This is a genomic window from [Clostridium] hylemonae DSM 15053 (assembly GCF_008281175.1).
Taxonomy (GTDB): Bacteria; Bacillota; Clostridia; order Lachnospirales; family Lachnospiraceae; genus Extibacter; species Extibacter hylemonae.
In genome coordinates this window covers 3,492,160-3,505,242 of sequence record NZ_CP036524.1, presented here as the reverse complement: position 1 = coordinate 3,505,242, position 13,083 = coordinate 3,492,160, and the positions used below count along the sequence as shown (strand labels likewise).

The following is a 13,083-nucleotide window of genomic DNA, read 5'->3' as shown; positions in this document are numbered from 1 at the left end:
ACTGTAGGATGGCTTTGTAAGGAGGGATAACCGATGAGATCATGTATGAAAGTAGATAATCTTACAAAGACGTTTGGAAAAAGGACAGTGGTGGATAAACTGTCGTTTCAAGTGGAGCGGCAGGAAGTGTTCGGACTGCTTGGACCGAACGGGGCCGGAAAAAGTACGACCATCGAGACGGCGCTCGGGCTGAAAAAGGCAGACGGAGGAACAGCCGAGATATTAGGAATGGATCCGGCGCTTAAGAGGAAAAAGGTGTTTGAGCGTGTTGGCGTTCAGCTTCAATCTACCAATTTTCAGAACAATATAAGAGTGGAGGAAATATGCGGGGAACTGTCTGCGCTCTATAAATCTCCCGCGGATTACCGGGAATTACTGTGCCAGTTCAGGCTTGATGAATTCAGAAAGCAGCCGGTGGAGAAGCTCTCAGGTGGAGAGAGGCAGAAATTGTCCGTCATCCTTGCGCTGCTTCCAAGGCCGGAGCTTGTATTCCTGGATGAATTGACGACCGGGCTTGATGCGGCCGCGCGCAGAGAGGTCTGGCAGGTACTGAAGGAATTGAAAGCGAAAGGGATGACGATATTTCTCACTACGCATTATATGGAAGAAGCAGAGAGTTTGTGTGACCGTCTCTTGCTTATTAAACATGGAAGAAAGATCGCAACAGGAACGGTAAAAGAAGTTGTGGATGGCAGCCCGTATGACAGTCTAGAGGACGCATATCTGTGGTATATGCAGGAGGAGGGAAATGTATGAAACGATTTTGGACATTGTATAAGACAGAACAGAAACTGGGGCTTCGATGTCCGGATGGTCTGATATTCGGAGTTGCCATGCCTGCCGGCGTGCTGGTGCTCATAGCGGTTATCGCGGGCGGGAAAGCCGCAGGGGGAGGCAGCTATACGTTTCTCCAGAGCGCGTTTGCGTCTTTGATGGCAGTGGGTATCTGTGCCAGTGCTTTTATGGGGATTCCGCTTACGATAGCCGATTACCGGGATAAAAAGATTTTGAAACACTTTTTTGTCACCCCGTGCAGTCCTATGGCGCTGCTTGCGGCGGTAGTGGCCTGCGGGGTGGTCACGGCGCTCATTTCCGGCGGAGTGATATCTTTGTTCTCTGTCTTTATGTTCGGATACCGGATGCAGGGCAATGTCCTGTTGTTTGTGGGAGCTTATCTGCTTGTAATGGCTTCCATGTACAGCATCGGAATGCTTATATCCGGCCTGTGCAGATCGGTAAAAACTGCGAATGTAGTCACGACCGTAGTGTACTTTCCGATGCTGTTTCTGTCCGGCGCTACGATACCATTTGAGCTGTTTCCGGAAAAACTTCAAAAAGCGGCGTCCATACTTCCGCTGACGCAGGGGATCAAGATGATGAAAGAGATTTCCGTGGGAAGTCCGGTAAAAAATGTGGCCGGTATTGTACTGCTGCTGACAGCTGTAACAGCGATCTGCTGTTTCGCGGCAAAATTGACTTTTCGCTGGGAATAATCTAGTGTATAGTGACCATATTGGAGGTGTGATGATGAAAAAAGAATATACGTGTGAGGTTAAGATGGAAGACAAACTGTACAGAATAGGCATGTTTGCGGCCATGAACCATGTGACCATCAAGGCACTCAGATACTATGATGAACAGAATCTGTTAAAGCCCGTTTATGTGGACAGCACTACGGGCTACCGTTATTATACATCAGGGCAGCTTCCGGAGATACATCGGATTCTGGCGCTTCGTGGAATGGGATTTTCTCTGGAGGAAATAAGGTCCATTCAGGCCGGTCATTCTGAGATGGAGATGCTGGCAGCCAGAAAACGACAGCTGTTGTCTGAAATTGCGGAAATAACAGCCAGGATTGCCGAGGTGGAGAGTTATCTTTCTGCCGATAAAATAGATACGGAACATCATGTTCTCATTAAAGCTCTGCCGGAGGTCATAACGGCCTCCATGAGAAAGAGAATTTCCAGGTATGGAGCCCTGTTTGACTTTATGCCGTTTATGGGACGGGAGATGGAACGTCTTGGTTGTGTCTGTGCGGAGCCGGAATATTGTTTTTCCGTCTACCATGACGGCGGCTACAGAGAAGAGGATGTTGATGTGGAAATATACCAGGCCGTCACGGAAAAAAAGCAGGATTCCGGACTGCTGCAGTTCAAGGTGGTACCTGAGGTGGAGACGGCGGCCTGTATTCTCCATAAAGGTTCATATGAAAGTTTTCCGAAGTCGTACGGCCGTGTGCTGCGGTTTGTAGAGGAAAACGGGTATGAGATCTGCGGGAATCCGAGAGAGTCATACATCGATGGCATCTGGAACAAGGAGACAAAAGAGGAATGGCTTTCAGAAATTCAGATTCCGGTGAGAAAAATAAATGAATATTAACAGTGTATCGAATTGACAAATGCAGGCAAATCATGCAATATGGATTTGAGAAAGAACCCTGCTGGGAGATTGGAGTTTTGCGAAATGCTGTTAATAAAAAATGCCGAGATTTATTCTCCGGCCCGTATTGGGAAAAAAGATATTCTTGTATGCAATGAAAAAATAGAGTTGATAGAAGACAGGATCGACGGACTGCCGGACAGCTGCCGTGTGATAGATGCAGAAGGGCTTATGCTGTCTCCGGGTATGATCGACCAGCACATACATGTGACCGGCGGCGGCGGGGAGGGAAGCTTCCACACCCGCACCCCGGAGCTTGCCCTGTCCGAGATGATAGAGGGCGGGATCACGACGGCTGTGGGCCTGCTCGGGACGGACGGAATGACGAGAAGCGTGGAGAATCTGTATGCCAAGACTGCCGCGCTGAATGAGGAAGGGGTAACGGCCTACATGCTGACCGGCGCCTACGGATATCCGGGGCCGTCCATAACCGGTGAGGCAGACCGGGATATCGTGTTTATCAGAGAAGTCCTCGGAATGAAACTGGCGTTATCCGACCACCGGGCGCCCCACATTACGCCGGAGCAGCTCATGCAGACTGCAAGCCGCGTCAGAGTGGCGGGAATGCTGAGCGGAAAGCCAGGCATAGTTGTGCTGCATATGGGGGACGCGCCCGAAGGACTGGAGCCGGTGTACGAAGTGCTGGACCGGAGCGCGCTTCCTGTCCGTATCTTCCGTCCGACCCACGTAAACCGCAACGGAAAGCTGCTTGAAGCGGGGTACGGTTTCCTTGAGAAGGGCGGCTATGTAGACTATACGTGTGGGATGAAGGGCCAGCCTTCCCCCGGGCAGTGCATTGCGGAGGCGGCCAGGAGAGGCCTTCCCCTTGAACACATCACCATCAGCTCGGACGGACACGGCAGCTGGTCCAGCTACGGTGAGGACGGAACGCTGCAGGAGATCGGCGTATCAGGAGTGGACAGTCTGTACAGAGAATTAAAAGAGATGGTGAAAGGGCTTGGAATGGCACTTGAAGATGCCCTTGGATATGTGACAGCCCATGTGGCGGAAGCGCTTGACATATACCCGAAAAAAGGCTGCATAGCAGAAGGGGCAGACGCGGATATACTGCTTTTTACAGAGGAGCTGGAACTCCACACGGTGATAGCGAGAGGCGCTGTCATGATGGAGGCCGGAGCCTTAAAAAAGAAAGGTACTTATGAAAAATAAGACTGCCGTAGAACTGACCGCGGCGGAACGGCCGGTTTTGCCGTAGAATGCACTCCCAATATAGTATTGGGAGTGCATTCTGCTGTTATATCTTATATTCAGTTATTCAGTATTCAGCAGTTATCGCTGTTTTTCTCCCTGTATGCTGTGAAAACATCTGCGATCCGCTGCATATCGTCCGTCGTAAACCGCTGGTCGCAGCTGACGGACATGATGTGGCCGTAGACGTAACGCGCGCCCGGGTATTTTTCGATATCGATGAAGGGAGGAACCGGCCAGTATACTTTGGGCGGTATGCCGTTGGCTGCCAGATGCTCCATGAGTGACTCGCGGTCTTCGCAGAAGAACGGGAAGAACATCGGGCACGTATCGTCCGGAAGTTCCGGGAAGACAGGGCGCACCGCAGGATCGTCCGGCAGATGCCTCAGCAGATACGCGTAATTCTCCCGTCTCTTTTGAATGGCGTCACCAAGCGGGTAGTGCAGGATCGACCGGAGGGAAGCTTCGTCGCCTGCCTGCATGTCAAAGATCTCCCGCAGCATCCATTCCGCTTTCCAGAAGGCGTCCGCGCTCTTTTTGTTCAGCGTCTCGTCGCCGGTCTTTTCATACTGTTCTCTTGTATAAAGCGCCAGGTCTCTTATCTTCAGATGCTCCGTATCTGCGGGAATGGGTGATACGCCGAAGCGTCCGGTGCGCTTTACCGCCAGTCCGCCGGAAGTTACGCCCATCCACTTCCTGAGGCTGACTGCGATATAGTCGGTCTCAGGGCAGGCGCCGTACGGTGAGAAGGCAGTGTGGGTCGTATCCTGCATCACAGTGACGCCGCGGCTTCTGCACGTTCTGACGAAGTCTGTGTCAAAGGTAGAGAATCCGTAGAAGCCGCAGATGAGCAGAAAGCCGATCTTATCGATCAGGCTGTCATCAAACTGAGGCACAAGGCAGCGGTCCACGTCATAATAGTAGATTTCAAAACCTGCTTTCACGAAGCAGCCGCTTACCGTCTCGCACGTGTACGCGGGGAGATAGGCCGTCCGCTTCTTATCTGTGAGCATAAAATCCTTAAGGCAGAGATAGATGGCGCAGCGGCCCGACATCAGGTGGCTTACATCGCCGGCATCCGGGCAGACGAGGTCTATGTAGCCGTTCGTTTCAATACTGTTCTTTTCATAAGGGAAAAATCCTCCGATTTCCATATACAATACCTCCTGAGATTATTATAAAATATAGTCTGATCCGGGAAAACCATGGGGGACGCGGATCAGGATGACAGAGTCTTCTTAAAATCTTTCCGTTCCGATTCCGGTACCATGTCAATGACGAGGCAGGATGCCAGCAGGTTCAGCGCGGTCATCGGCAGCGTCAGTGAATTATAGAACATCTTTGTGGCAGTCTGGCAGAGAAGAAGGTGAGTGCTGTATTCAGCCGCCGGGGACGAGATGCTGTCGGTGATGGTCAGGATAGGGACGCCCGTGTCCGCCGCCTTTTTGGCAATGCTTCCCATAGGATAATAATACTTTGGGAAGGAAAAGAAGATGACAAGGTCGCCCTCGTTAAGGTGCTGCAGCCGGTTCTGCGTCTCCGCCAGATCCGCCAGATCAATGAGGGAGGCGTTGAAGTAGAGCAGCCGCAGCCTGGCCTCCAGAAACTCGCCGAGTATTTTCGAGATATCATGGGCAAAAATAAAAATGCGTCTGCTTTTCTTTATCTCCCCGGCGGCGGCCACGATCGACTCGGGGCTGAAGGAGGCGGAAAAATCTGCGACTGCGGCGGCTTCCCGGCGGCAGATGTCTGTCAGGAGCGCTTCTTTGTCAGAGCCTTCGGATGAGGCGTTTTCGGGTGGGAAATATGCCGGCGCCGAAAGAAGCCTGATCATATGCTGTGTGTATTCCCGGAACTCATTTTTTAACTCCAGGAAGCTGGAACAGCCTGCTTTTTTACAAAAGCGCAGCAGTGTAAGTTCCGAGGACGACGTCTGATGGCTCAGCTGGGCAAGCGTAACATAGCATACATCCTCGGGGTTCTCCAGCAGATAATCGGCGATTCCTCTCTGTTTTTTTGTGAGCGTGGGATATAAGTCCCGGATTCTCTGTAATATATCCATATTGTTTCCTTTCCAGATACGCAGATGCAGTGGTGCATCGTAAACTGCTTATAAAATAAATATAAAGAATGTATAAACAATTTGCAAGTAAATACTTTACAATTTTGTTGTTATATGTATAATAATAATTAAAAAGTAAAGTAAATACTTTATTTTTTGTGAATTTCGCATATCTCAACAAAAATGAAGTAAAGCTGCTTTGCGTAAAAAAGCACAAAAGGGAGGAGAGAAAAAGCAATGAAGAAACTATTTGAAAAACACTTTGAACGTACATGGCTTATCATCTTTCTGATCATGTTCGTCATCATTATGATCCCGTTTCCATTCTTTTACAGTGAGACTTACATTCCGGCCATAGGCGGAATACCGTCATACATATTCGGGTGGTTTGCGCATACGGCGGTCACATTCACCCTCATTATCATCTACTACAGAATGTGTATGAAACGGAAAGAGTACCACATATACGATGAGAAAAATGAGGAAGATACGGAAGGAGGAGAAGAATAATGTCTGAAGCGATCCAACCATCACCGGTGCCGTTTTATACGGTCTTAGTTATATATCTTGGTATTATGGCGTTTATCGGCTGGTACGCCAGCAGAAAGACGAAGAGTCTCGGCGATTTCTTCGTACTGAGCGGAAAAGCCGGCGTTCTTGTCAGCGGTATCGCTTATTTTTCCACCCAGTTCTCCATGGGTACTTTTCTCGGTACGCCGGGAACGATTTTTGGAGTCGGATATGCGGGAATGGCCATCTCTGTACCAGGCGCTGTCTTCTGCATGATCCTGCCTGCGCTTCTCATAGGCAGAAAGCTCGTGACGCTCGGCCATGAATATGGCTTCCTCACAATGGCAGACTACCTGACAGACCGGTACCACTCAAGATCAATGAGCGGCGTGCTCGGCGTTATGATGCTCTTTTTCCTCATTCCGATGATGGGAGCTCAGATCATCGGCGCAGGAGTTATCGTTCACGTATTTACCGGACTTCCTGAGTGGGTCGGGGTTGTAGGAATGGGTATTATCGTTATATTATACTGTATGAGCGGCGGTATGAAGGGCGCGATGATGACGGACGTTATCCAGGGCTCTCTCATGATGGGAACTGCGGTTATCACATTCATCGTCTCCGTCAAAATGGGCGGCGGTTTTCATAATATCAACAGCACGCTGCAGAGTATGAATGAATCGTATCTGACCTTCCCGGGAGCGAACGGTTATATGCCGTGGGCTTACTACGTATCAAACATTGTGCTCTGGTCGTTCTTTACGATGGGGCAGCCCCACCTGTTCACCAAGTTCTTTACGATGAAGGACCATAAGACGATGTTTAAGGCGATACTGCTCGGTACGGGCGGGATGTTCCTCTCAGCGACGCTGATTGAGTGGGCAGGTGTAAACGGGATCGCGTCCATCCAGAATATTGAAAAGGCAGACCAGATCGTGCCGATGATCCTCCAGAGAGGACTGAACCCGTTCCTTGCGTCCCTCTTTATCGCGGGGATCGTGGCGGCCGGTATGTCCACCATCGACGGAATACTCGTAACGACGACCGGAGCGGTGACAAGGGACATCTACCAGAAGATCGTCAATAAAAAAGCGACGGATGACAGTGTCATGAAGCTGTCCAAGGTGGTTACCATATTGATCGGACTTGTTGTCATTCTCTTTGGCGTGTTCCAGCCGGGAAGTATCTTTGAGATCAACCTGTTTGCGTTCTCGGGCATGGCCGTCTTTGTAGTGCCGATCCTGTTCGGCATGTACTGGAAGAGGTCTACGGCCTGGGGCGCCATCGCATCTGTGGCTGTAGGGGTGGCGGCTCTTCTGAGCTTTACACTTGTTCCGCAGCTTAAGGAACTGGCGCATGGATTCCACGCACTGTTCCCGGCGACAATACTCGGCGCGGTCACGATGGTGATCGTCAGCAGACTGACGCAGGCGCCGCCGCAGGAGACGATCGACCGGCACTTTAAACTGCTGAAGAAAGTCAGTGCCAGATAAAAGGAGGTAATAGTATGTATCTTGGAAAGATGACGACAGCCCAGGCAAAAGAGGCATTCCAGAAGGACCCGGTGCTCGTGATACCGGTGGGAAGTACGGAACAGCACGGCGCCCAGTGTGCGCTAGGCACAGACTACATGGTGCCCTCGTATCTGGCGGATCATGTGGCGGACATGGAGGACGTGATCATCGCCCCCACGGTCCCGTACGGAGTCTGTCCGTATCACTTAAGCTTTGAGGGCAGTATCAATATTGGTTATGAAGGACTTTATATGGTCCTGCACGGAATCATGGACTCCCTCATGCAGCACGGAGTGAAACGGTTTGTCGTGCTGAACGGACACGGAGGCAACACGCCGTCCATCGACCGCGCGGCGCTGGAAGTCTACCACAAGGGCGGCATCTGCGCCAGTATAGACTGGTGGAGCCTTGTGGCGGAACTGGATGAGAAGTTTTGCGGCGGGCACGGAGATATCCTCGAGACATCTGCCATGATGGCGGTCGCGCCGGACGCGGTACATCTGGAGCTTGGACAGCCCATGAACGCGCAGCACCCTTCAGAAAATGTGGAGGCTGCTTATATACAGGCAGTCCGTTACAAAGGAGGCACGGTCCGTCTTGTGAGAGACACAAAAGAGATCGCGCCGAGCGGATGGTTCGGTCCTTTTGACCCGAAAGATTCCACGGCGGAGCTCGGACAGGAAGCTCTTGATCTGTCCGTAGAGTTTATCCGCGGTTTCCTGGAAGAAATGAAAGGGTTTGCATGTAAATAGAAGTTCATATGATTGAAGAATTCCGACACGATTCCCCCCGGCTGTCTGTGGATACACAGACGGCCGGGGGGAATTATCGCGTTTATCTTTGGATTTAACATTTCACCGGCAGTTCGCCGAGATTCACCTCGTATAGAGCAAAAACATTGTCGAATAATGTAGAAAAATAATAAAAAAATAAAAAAGAGTGTGCAAATTGCATAACGATTCCTTGCGTTTATTGAAAATTGATGTTGAAAAGATATAATAAACTCAACTTAAAGGAAAATTTGCAAGGAGGGCAAAAATATGGGAAAAACAAAAAAATATTCAATGAAAGAAGACTTTTCAATGGTAGCGGTTCTGACGATCCCGATCTGTGTCGCTATCAACGTAGTGGGGGACCAGATCGTACAGCTGCTGAAACTGCCGATATTCCTGGACGTGATAGGAACGGTACTGATGGCGATGCTTGCGGGACCGTGGCCTGCGGCTGTAACCGGCGTACTTACTAATCTCTGTATGGGCATCACAGATAACCCGACGCTCATTCCGTTTGCGATCACATCGGCGGCCTGCGGTATTGCGGCCGGAATGTTCGCAAGGAAGAAATGGTTTTCCACACAGAAGTGGAAGCTGGTCATCATAGTATTAGTTCTGGATCTTGTAACGATATGTACGGCGTCCCCGATCACCATTTTTGCGTTCGGAGGGGTATCCGGCAACGGCGGCCAGTCAGTAGCGATCGCGGGACTTATGGCATCCGGCGCCAATATCATAGCGGCGGTCGTAGGCACGGACTTCTGGGTCAACCTGGTGGACAGATCGCTTGCTCTTATTATCGCTTTTGCGGTTGTGAAGGTCATTCCGGACCGGACTTTGATCAAGTACAGTCTCGGGGCCAATTTCACAAAGAAGAAGCCTGAATAGGACAAGGACGGCCGATGCAGATGGAGGGACTTATGTACCGAGAACAATTAATGGAAAAAAAGAAAAATAAAATTGCCGGGTTATATCCGATGTGCAAGATCGAGATGCTCGGACTGTATGTTATTTTAATTATCCTGGCCAACATCATCCAGATCTGTCAGTTACCGTTGCTGCTGATTCCGCTTTCTCTTTGTATTCCACTCATATTTGCGCTGAGCGGACAGCTGAAAGACTATCTGTCCTTTATTAAAATGGTCAGCTTTCTCGTCTGTTTTCTGTTTGTGATACAGGCATTCCTGATCAAGGGGGCACAGCCGGTACTTGTGTGGCAGTGGAAATTCCTGCACATTTATCTGGGCGGCCTGGACAAAGGCCTGACGCTCAGCTTCAATATTTTAAATTTCGCAGGCATTTTTTACTGGCTCTTTAAAACCTCAGCCTATCAGGAGATCAGCGCTGCCATGGAGCAGAGCGGTCTTCATCACAAGGCTGCCTACGTGTTTCTCTCAACCTTCAAAATGATCGATGTAATGAAACAGAACACCTATAAGATCATGGACGCGCAGAGGGCCAGAGGGGTTGAGACGGAAGGAAATATATTTGTGAGGGCAAAGGCATTTGTGCCTATCATAATCCCTCTGGTCGTAAATGCCATGCTGGAAGTCGGGGAGAGGGCGCTGACGCTTGAATCCAAGGCGTTTTCCGTTAAATGCAGGAAGACGATCATGATCCCCGCCACACGCAACGGATATGAAAAGCGGGCGCTGATCGTGTCTGCGGTGATCGTACTTAGCGCGACAGGAGGGGCTATATTATGGCTGGTAAGATAATTGAATTGAAAAATGTGACATATACATATCCGCTGAATTCCAGGCCGGCCTTAAAAGACATATCGCTGGAGCTGGAGGCAGGAAAGCTCTATGGCATCGTCGGCGGCAACGGCTCCGGGAAAACGACCCTCTGTCTGGCCATATGCGGATTTGCCACGAGATTTGAAAAGGGCACGCTGCAGGGAGAGATTCTCATAAAAGGCAGAAATATAGACGAGTATGAGGACGGAGAGACGTCCCGGATGATGGGATATGTTCTCCAGAATCCTTTCAGCCAGATATCCGGGGTGAGAGAGACCGTGCTCGAGGAGATCGCCTATGGGCTTGAGAATCTCGGGGTGGCGCCGGAAGAGATGGAGGAGCGCGTTGTGGCGATCGCGGAAAAGACAGATATCGAATCACTGCTTATGAAGAATCCGTATGAACTGTCGGGCGGACAGCAGCAGAGAGTCGCGCTTGCTTCCGTACTCGTTCTGGATCCTGAGATCCTCGTGATCGACGAACCGACCTCCCAGCTTGACCCGGAAGGTACAGAGAGCATTTTCAAGATCATTGAGCGGCTGAAGGAAGAGGGGAAAACGATCCTTCTCGTGGAACACAAGATGGATCTTCTGGCAGAGTATGCAGATGAGATGATCGTGCTGGAGGACGGCCGCAATATTGCCGTGGGACGGACAAAAGAGGTGCTGTCCGACCGGAGGCTGGAGGAGCACGGCATCCAGCTTCCACAGATAAGTGTTATATTCAGCGAGCTGAAAAAAAGAGGAATGTGTTTTGACAGCATTCCGGTCACGTATAATGAAGCGGTAGATCTACTAAAACAAGTATAGCGGGGGAATCGTATGGGAGATATATTATTAGACCACGTGTCGTTTACATATAAGAACGGGTATGAAGCAGTGTCCGATGTCTCTCTTTCTGTCCGGCAGGGAGAAAGAGTCGCCATACTCGGGCAGAACGGCGCCGGAAAGACAACGACGGTGAGAATGATGAACAACATGCGCCGCCCGACAAAGGGAACGGTCATGGTGGGCGGTAAAAATACAAAAGATTATACGACCGCCCAGATATCAAGAGAGGTAGGGTATGTTTTCCAGAATCCGGACGACCAGCTTTTTCATGCCACGGTCCGGGAGGAAGTAGAATTTGGCCCTAAAACAGCGCTGAAACTGCCGCCGGACGAAGTGGAGAACAGGTGCGGCAGGGCGCTTGAGCTGGCGGGACTTACAGAAATGAAGGATGAAAATCCCTTTTCCCTGCCGCTATCCATACGGAAATTTGTTGCCATTGCGGCGGTCATAGCCTCGGATCCGGATGTCTATATCTTTGATGAACCGACGGCGGGGCAGGACAGAATGGGACTGATCAGCCTCGATAAGATCATCCGCAGCCTGCAGGGGCTTGGCAAAACGGTGATCACCATCACGCACGATATCGAGTTTGCCATAAATACATTTGACAGGATCGTTGTGATGGCGAAGAAAAAGATCATCAGAGAAGGAACGCCGGAAGAAATATTCCATGACGAGGCAGTGCTTAAGAAGGCGATGCTCAAGACACCATATGCGGTGAGATTTGCCAAAGAGCTGTCTCTCGGGGAAGAGATAACAACGAATGAACAATTAATAGAAGCATTAGCAAGGAGAGAATCAGGATATGAACGATAAGATATTGCCGCCACTGTTAAAGGAGGATTCCATTTTAAACGCCGAAGACCGTGCGTTGTTGATGAATCTTTATGAAGAAGAAGGAGATAATACATGGAAGGTCGTCGCGGGCGATGATCCGCTGGATGAGCGGAGGCTTGCGCGGAATTCTTATACATATGAGGAATTGGTGGGACAGCCGGATAAAATACGCGAGACATTGAGCCGGGAGAAAGAGGCGGTCAAAAAAGCCGCCGGACTTCTGGGACAGAGAGAGATCAGACAGATCTATATGGTCGGCTGCGGCGATTCGGTTGCCGCCCTGCGGGGCGTCAGGTTCTTTCTGGAGTCGCTGCTCGGCATTCCGTGCAAGGAGGAGGACGCGTTGGACTTTGCATATTATAACAGTTCGGCCGTGGATGAGAAGACACTCGTGATCACGCTGTCTTCCAGCGGACGGACGGTGCGGGTAGTGGAAGCGCTGCTGGCAGCGAGGGCGCGCGGCGCCCAGACGCTCGCCCTGTCCAATACACCGGATTCTCCGCTCATGAAAGCGGCGTCGGCCGGTATCCTCATCCATGCATCCAGAAAAGGATGGCCGACACAGTCTTCCACCGCCGCCATGGCAGTGACCGTAAGGCTCGGGCTCGAGCTGGGAAGGGTGATGGGAGTGAGCGAAGCCGCGCTTGGTTATTACGAAGAGCAGTTTGATAAAGTACCTGGACTTATGGAACAGGCCATTGAGATGACGGAAAAAAAGATCCGGAAAATGGCAGAAGAGTTATACAGCAGGAAGATGTTCTTTTTCTGCGGCGGGGGACCATTCTTTACGTGCGCGGAGTACGGAGCGGCAAAAGTAAAAGAAGCGACGCCGGTCTATGCGGTGCCGGTGCTTCTGGAAGAATTCCATCATTATAACACGCTGAAAAAGGGCGACCCTCTGTTTTTGATCGCTCCGCCGGGGTATTCTGTTATGCGGGCCATAGAGACTATATGGGCCGGAAAGGAACTGGGAGGCTCTGTGATCGTACTCACATCAAAAAATGAGGCGGCTCTCGTCAAAGAGGCGGATGAGGCGGTCATACTGCCGGAAGCAGAAGAGTGTTTTGCGAATTTTGTGTATGCGGTTCCGCTGCAGTTATTCGGATACTACCTTTCTGTTGAACAGGAAAAGAAAGCAAGGGAAAAATTGGGGGAATAGGAGTGCTGGCA

At 50.7% G+C, this 13,083-nt stretch carries 14 protein-coding genes; 12 read left to right on the top strand and 2 right to left on the bottom strand.

The annotated features are described in order from the left end of the window. Positions 1-33: 33 nt before the first annotated feature. The 4 genes from LAJLEIBI_RS16440 to iadA all read left to right on the top strand — a co-directional run bounded on the left by LAJLEIBI_RS16440 (position 34) and on the right by iadA (position 3,609). The gene (locus LAJLEIBI_RS16440; RefSeq protein ID WP_040435065.1) at positions 34-756 is read left to right on the top strand and encodes an ABC transporter ATP-binding protein; all 723 of its coding nucleotides are present in this window, start codon (positions 34-36) and stop codon (positions 754-756) included. Further along, complete coding sequence (locus tag LAJLEIBI_RS16435) at positions 753-1,493, top strand: ABC transporter permease (protein ID WP_006443262.1); 741 nt, start codon at positions 753-755, stop codon at positions 1,491-1,493. The genes LAJLEIBI_RS16440 and LAJLEIBI_RS16435 overlap by 4 nt, the downstream gene beginning before the upstream one ends. 31 nt (positions 1,494-1,524) lie before the next feature. Next, positions 1,525-2,379 carry a MerR family transcriptional regulator gene (locus LAJLEIBI_RS16430; RefSeq protein WP_006443261.1) on the top strand — a complete coding sequence of 285 codons (855 nt, stop codon included), beginning with the start codon at positions 1,525-1,527 and terminating at the stop codon, positions 2,377-2,379. Positions 2,380-2,463: 84 nt separating this feature from the next. Further along, the gene (gene iadA / locus LAJLEIBI_RS16425; RefSeq protein ID WP_040435062.1) at positions 2,464-3,609 is read left to right on the top strand and encodes a beta-aspartyl-peptidase; all 1,146 of its coding nucleotides are present in this window, start codon (positions 2,464-2,466) and stop codon (positions 3,607-3,609) included. A 113-nt stretch (positions 3,610-3,722) separates the two neighbouring features. Here the strand turns inward: iadA and LAJLEIBI_RS16420 are convergent, their stop codons facing one another. After that, positions 3,723-4,802: an aspartate aminotransferase family protein gene (locus tag LAJLEIBI_RS16420; RefSeq protein ID WP_006443259.1), complete on the bottom strand. Its 1,080-nt coding sequence runs from the start codon at positions 4,800-4,802 to the stop codon at positions 3,723-3,725. Between the two features lie 65 nt (positions 4,803-4,867). Next, positions 4,868-5,710: a MurR/RpiR family transcriptional regulator gene (locus tag LAJLEIBI_RS16415; RefSeq protein WP_006443258.1), complete on the bottom strand. Its 843-nt coding sequence runs from the start codon at positions 5,708-5,710 to the stop codon at positions 4,868-4,870. Between the two features lie 237 nt (positions 5,711-5,947). On the opposite strand from LAJLEIBI_RS16415, the gene LAJLEIBI_RS16410 reads away from it, so the two are divergent. The 8 genes from LAJLEIBI_RS16410 to LAJLEIBI_RS16375 all read left to right on the top strand — a co-directional run bounded on the left by LAJLEIBI_RS16410 (position 5,948) and on the right by LAJLEIBI_RS16375 (position 13,072). Continuing rightward, complete coding sequence (locus LAJLEIBI_RS16410) at positions 5,948-6,220, top strand: hypothetical protein (RefSeq protein WP_006443257.1); 273 nt, start codon at positions 5,948-5,950, stop codon at positions 6,218-6,220. Further along, a complete protein-coding gene (locus tag LAJLEIBI_RS16405) occupies positions 6,220-7,713 on the top strand; it encodes a sodium/pantothenate symporter (protein ID WP_006443256.1) in 1,494 nt (497 codons plus the stop codon). The genes LAJLEIBI_RS16410 and LAJLEIBI_RS16405 overlap by 1 nt, the downstream gene beginning before the upstream one ends. A gap of 14 nt (positions 7,714-7,727) precedes the next feature. Then, entirely contained in the window at positions 7,728-8,486 is a 759-nt protein-coding gene (locus LAJLEIBI_RS16400; RefSeq protein WP_006443255.1) for a creatininase family protein, read from the top strand. 288 nt (positions 8,487-8,774) lie between these two features. Continuing rightward, complete coding sequence (locus LAJLEIBI_RS16395; RefSeq protein WP_006443254.1) at positions 8,775-9,395, top strand: hypothetical protein; 621 nt, start codon at positions 8,775-8,777, stop codon at positions 9,393-9,395. A gap of 50 nt (positions 9,396-9,445) precedes the next feature. Next, positions 9,446-10,225, top strand: a complete 780-nt coding sequence (locus tag LAJLEIBI_RS16390; protein WP_050765509.1) for an energy-coupling factor transporter transmembrane component T — start codon at positions 9,446-9,448, stop codon at positions 10,223-10,225. Continuing rightward, positions 10,210-11,055, top strand: a complete 846-nt coding sequence (locus LAJLEIBI_RS16385) for an energy-coupling factor ABC transporter ATP-binding protein (protein WP_006443252.1) — start codon at positions 10,210-10,212, stop codon at positions 11,053-11,055. Before LAJLEIBI_RS16390 ends, LAJLEIBI_RS16385 begins: the two co-directional genes overlap by 16 nt. Before the next feature lie 12 nt (positions 11,056-11,067). Continuing rightward, positions 11,068-11,892 (top strand): energy-coupling factor ABC transporter ATP-binding protein, encoded by an 825-nt coding sequence (locus LAJLEIBI_RS16380; RefSeq protein WP_006443251.1) that lies wholly within the window; start codon positions 11,068-11,070, stop codon positions 11,890-11,892. Next, a complete protein-coding gene (locus LAJLEIBI_RS16375) occupies positions 11,882-13,072 on the top strand; it encodes an SIS domain-containing protein (RefSeq protein ID WP_006443250.1) in 1,191 nt (396 codons plus the stop codon). The genes LAJLEIBI_RS16380 and LAJLEIBI_RS16375 overlap by 11 nt, the downstream gene beginning before the upstream one ends. The last annotated feature ends 11 nt before the right edge of the window (positions 13,073-13,083 follow it).

Excerpts from the sequence above, each read along its gene's own strand:
- LAJLEIBI_RS16440 (WP_040435065.1), top strand. The coding sequence starts at position 34 with ATGAGATCATGTATGAAAGTAGATAATCTTACAAAGACGTTTGGAAAA.
- LAJLEIBI_RS16435 (WP_006443262.1), top strand. The coding sequence starts at position 753 with ATGAAACGATTTTGGACATTGTATAAGACAGAACAGAAACTGGGGCTT.
- LAJLEIBI_RS16430 (WP_006443261.1), top strand. The coding sequence starts at position 1,525 with ATGATGAAAAAAGAATATACGTGTGAGGTTAAGATGGAAGACAAACTG.
- iadA (WP_040435062.1), top strand. The coding sequence starts at position 2,464 with ATGCTGTTAATAAAAAATGCCGAGATTTATTCTCCGGCCCGTATTGGG.
- LAJLEIBI_RS16420 (WP_006443259.1), bottom strand. The coding sequence starts at position 4,802 with ATGGAAATCGGAGGATTTTTCCCTTATGAAAAGAACAGTATTGAAACG.
- LAJLEIBI_RS16415 (WP_006443258.1), bottom strand. The coding sequence starts at position 5,710 with ATGGATATATTACAGAGAATCCGGGACTTATATCCCACGCTCACAAAA.
- LAJLEIBI_RS16410 (WP_006443257.1), top strand. The coding sequence starts at position 5,948 with ATGAAGAAACTATTTGAAAAACACTTTGAACGTACATGGCTTATCATC.
- LAJLEIBI_RS16405 (WP_006443256.1), top strand. The coding sequence starts at position 6,220 with ATGTCTGAAGCGATCCAACCATCACCGGTGCCGTTTTATACGGTCTTA.
- LAJLEIBI_RS16400 (WP_006443255.1), top strand. The coding sequence starts at position 7,728 with ATGTATCTTGGAAAGATGACGACAGCCCAGGCAAAAGAGGCATTCCAG.
- LAJLEIBI_RS16395 (WP_006443254.1), top strand. The coding sequence starts at position 8,775 with ATGGGAAAAACAAAAAAATATTCAATGAAAGAAGACTTTTCAATGGTA.
- LAJLEIBI_RS16390 (WP_050765509.1), top strand. The coding sequence starts at position 9,446 with ATGGAAAAAAAGAAAAATAAAATTGCCGGGTTATATCCGATGTGCAAG.
- LAJLEIBI_RS16385 (WP_006443252.1), top strand. The coding sequence starts at position 10,210 with ATGGCTGGTAAGATAATTGAATTGAAAAATGTGACATATACATATCCG.
- LAJLEIBI_RS16380 (WP_006443251.1), top strand. The coding sequence starts at position 11,068 with ATGGGAGATATATTATTAGACCACGTGTCGTTTACATATAAGAACGGG.
- LAJLEIBI_RS16375 (WP_006443250.1), top strand. The coding sequence starts at position 11,882 with ATGAACGATAAGATATTGCCGCCACTGTTAAAGGAGGATTCCATTTTA.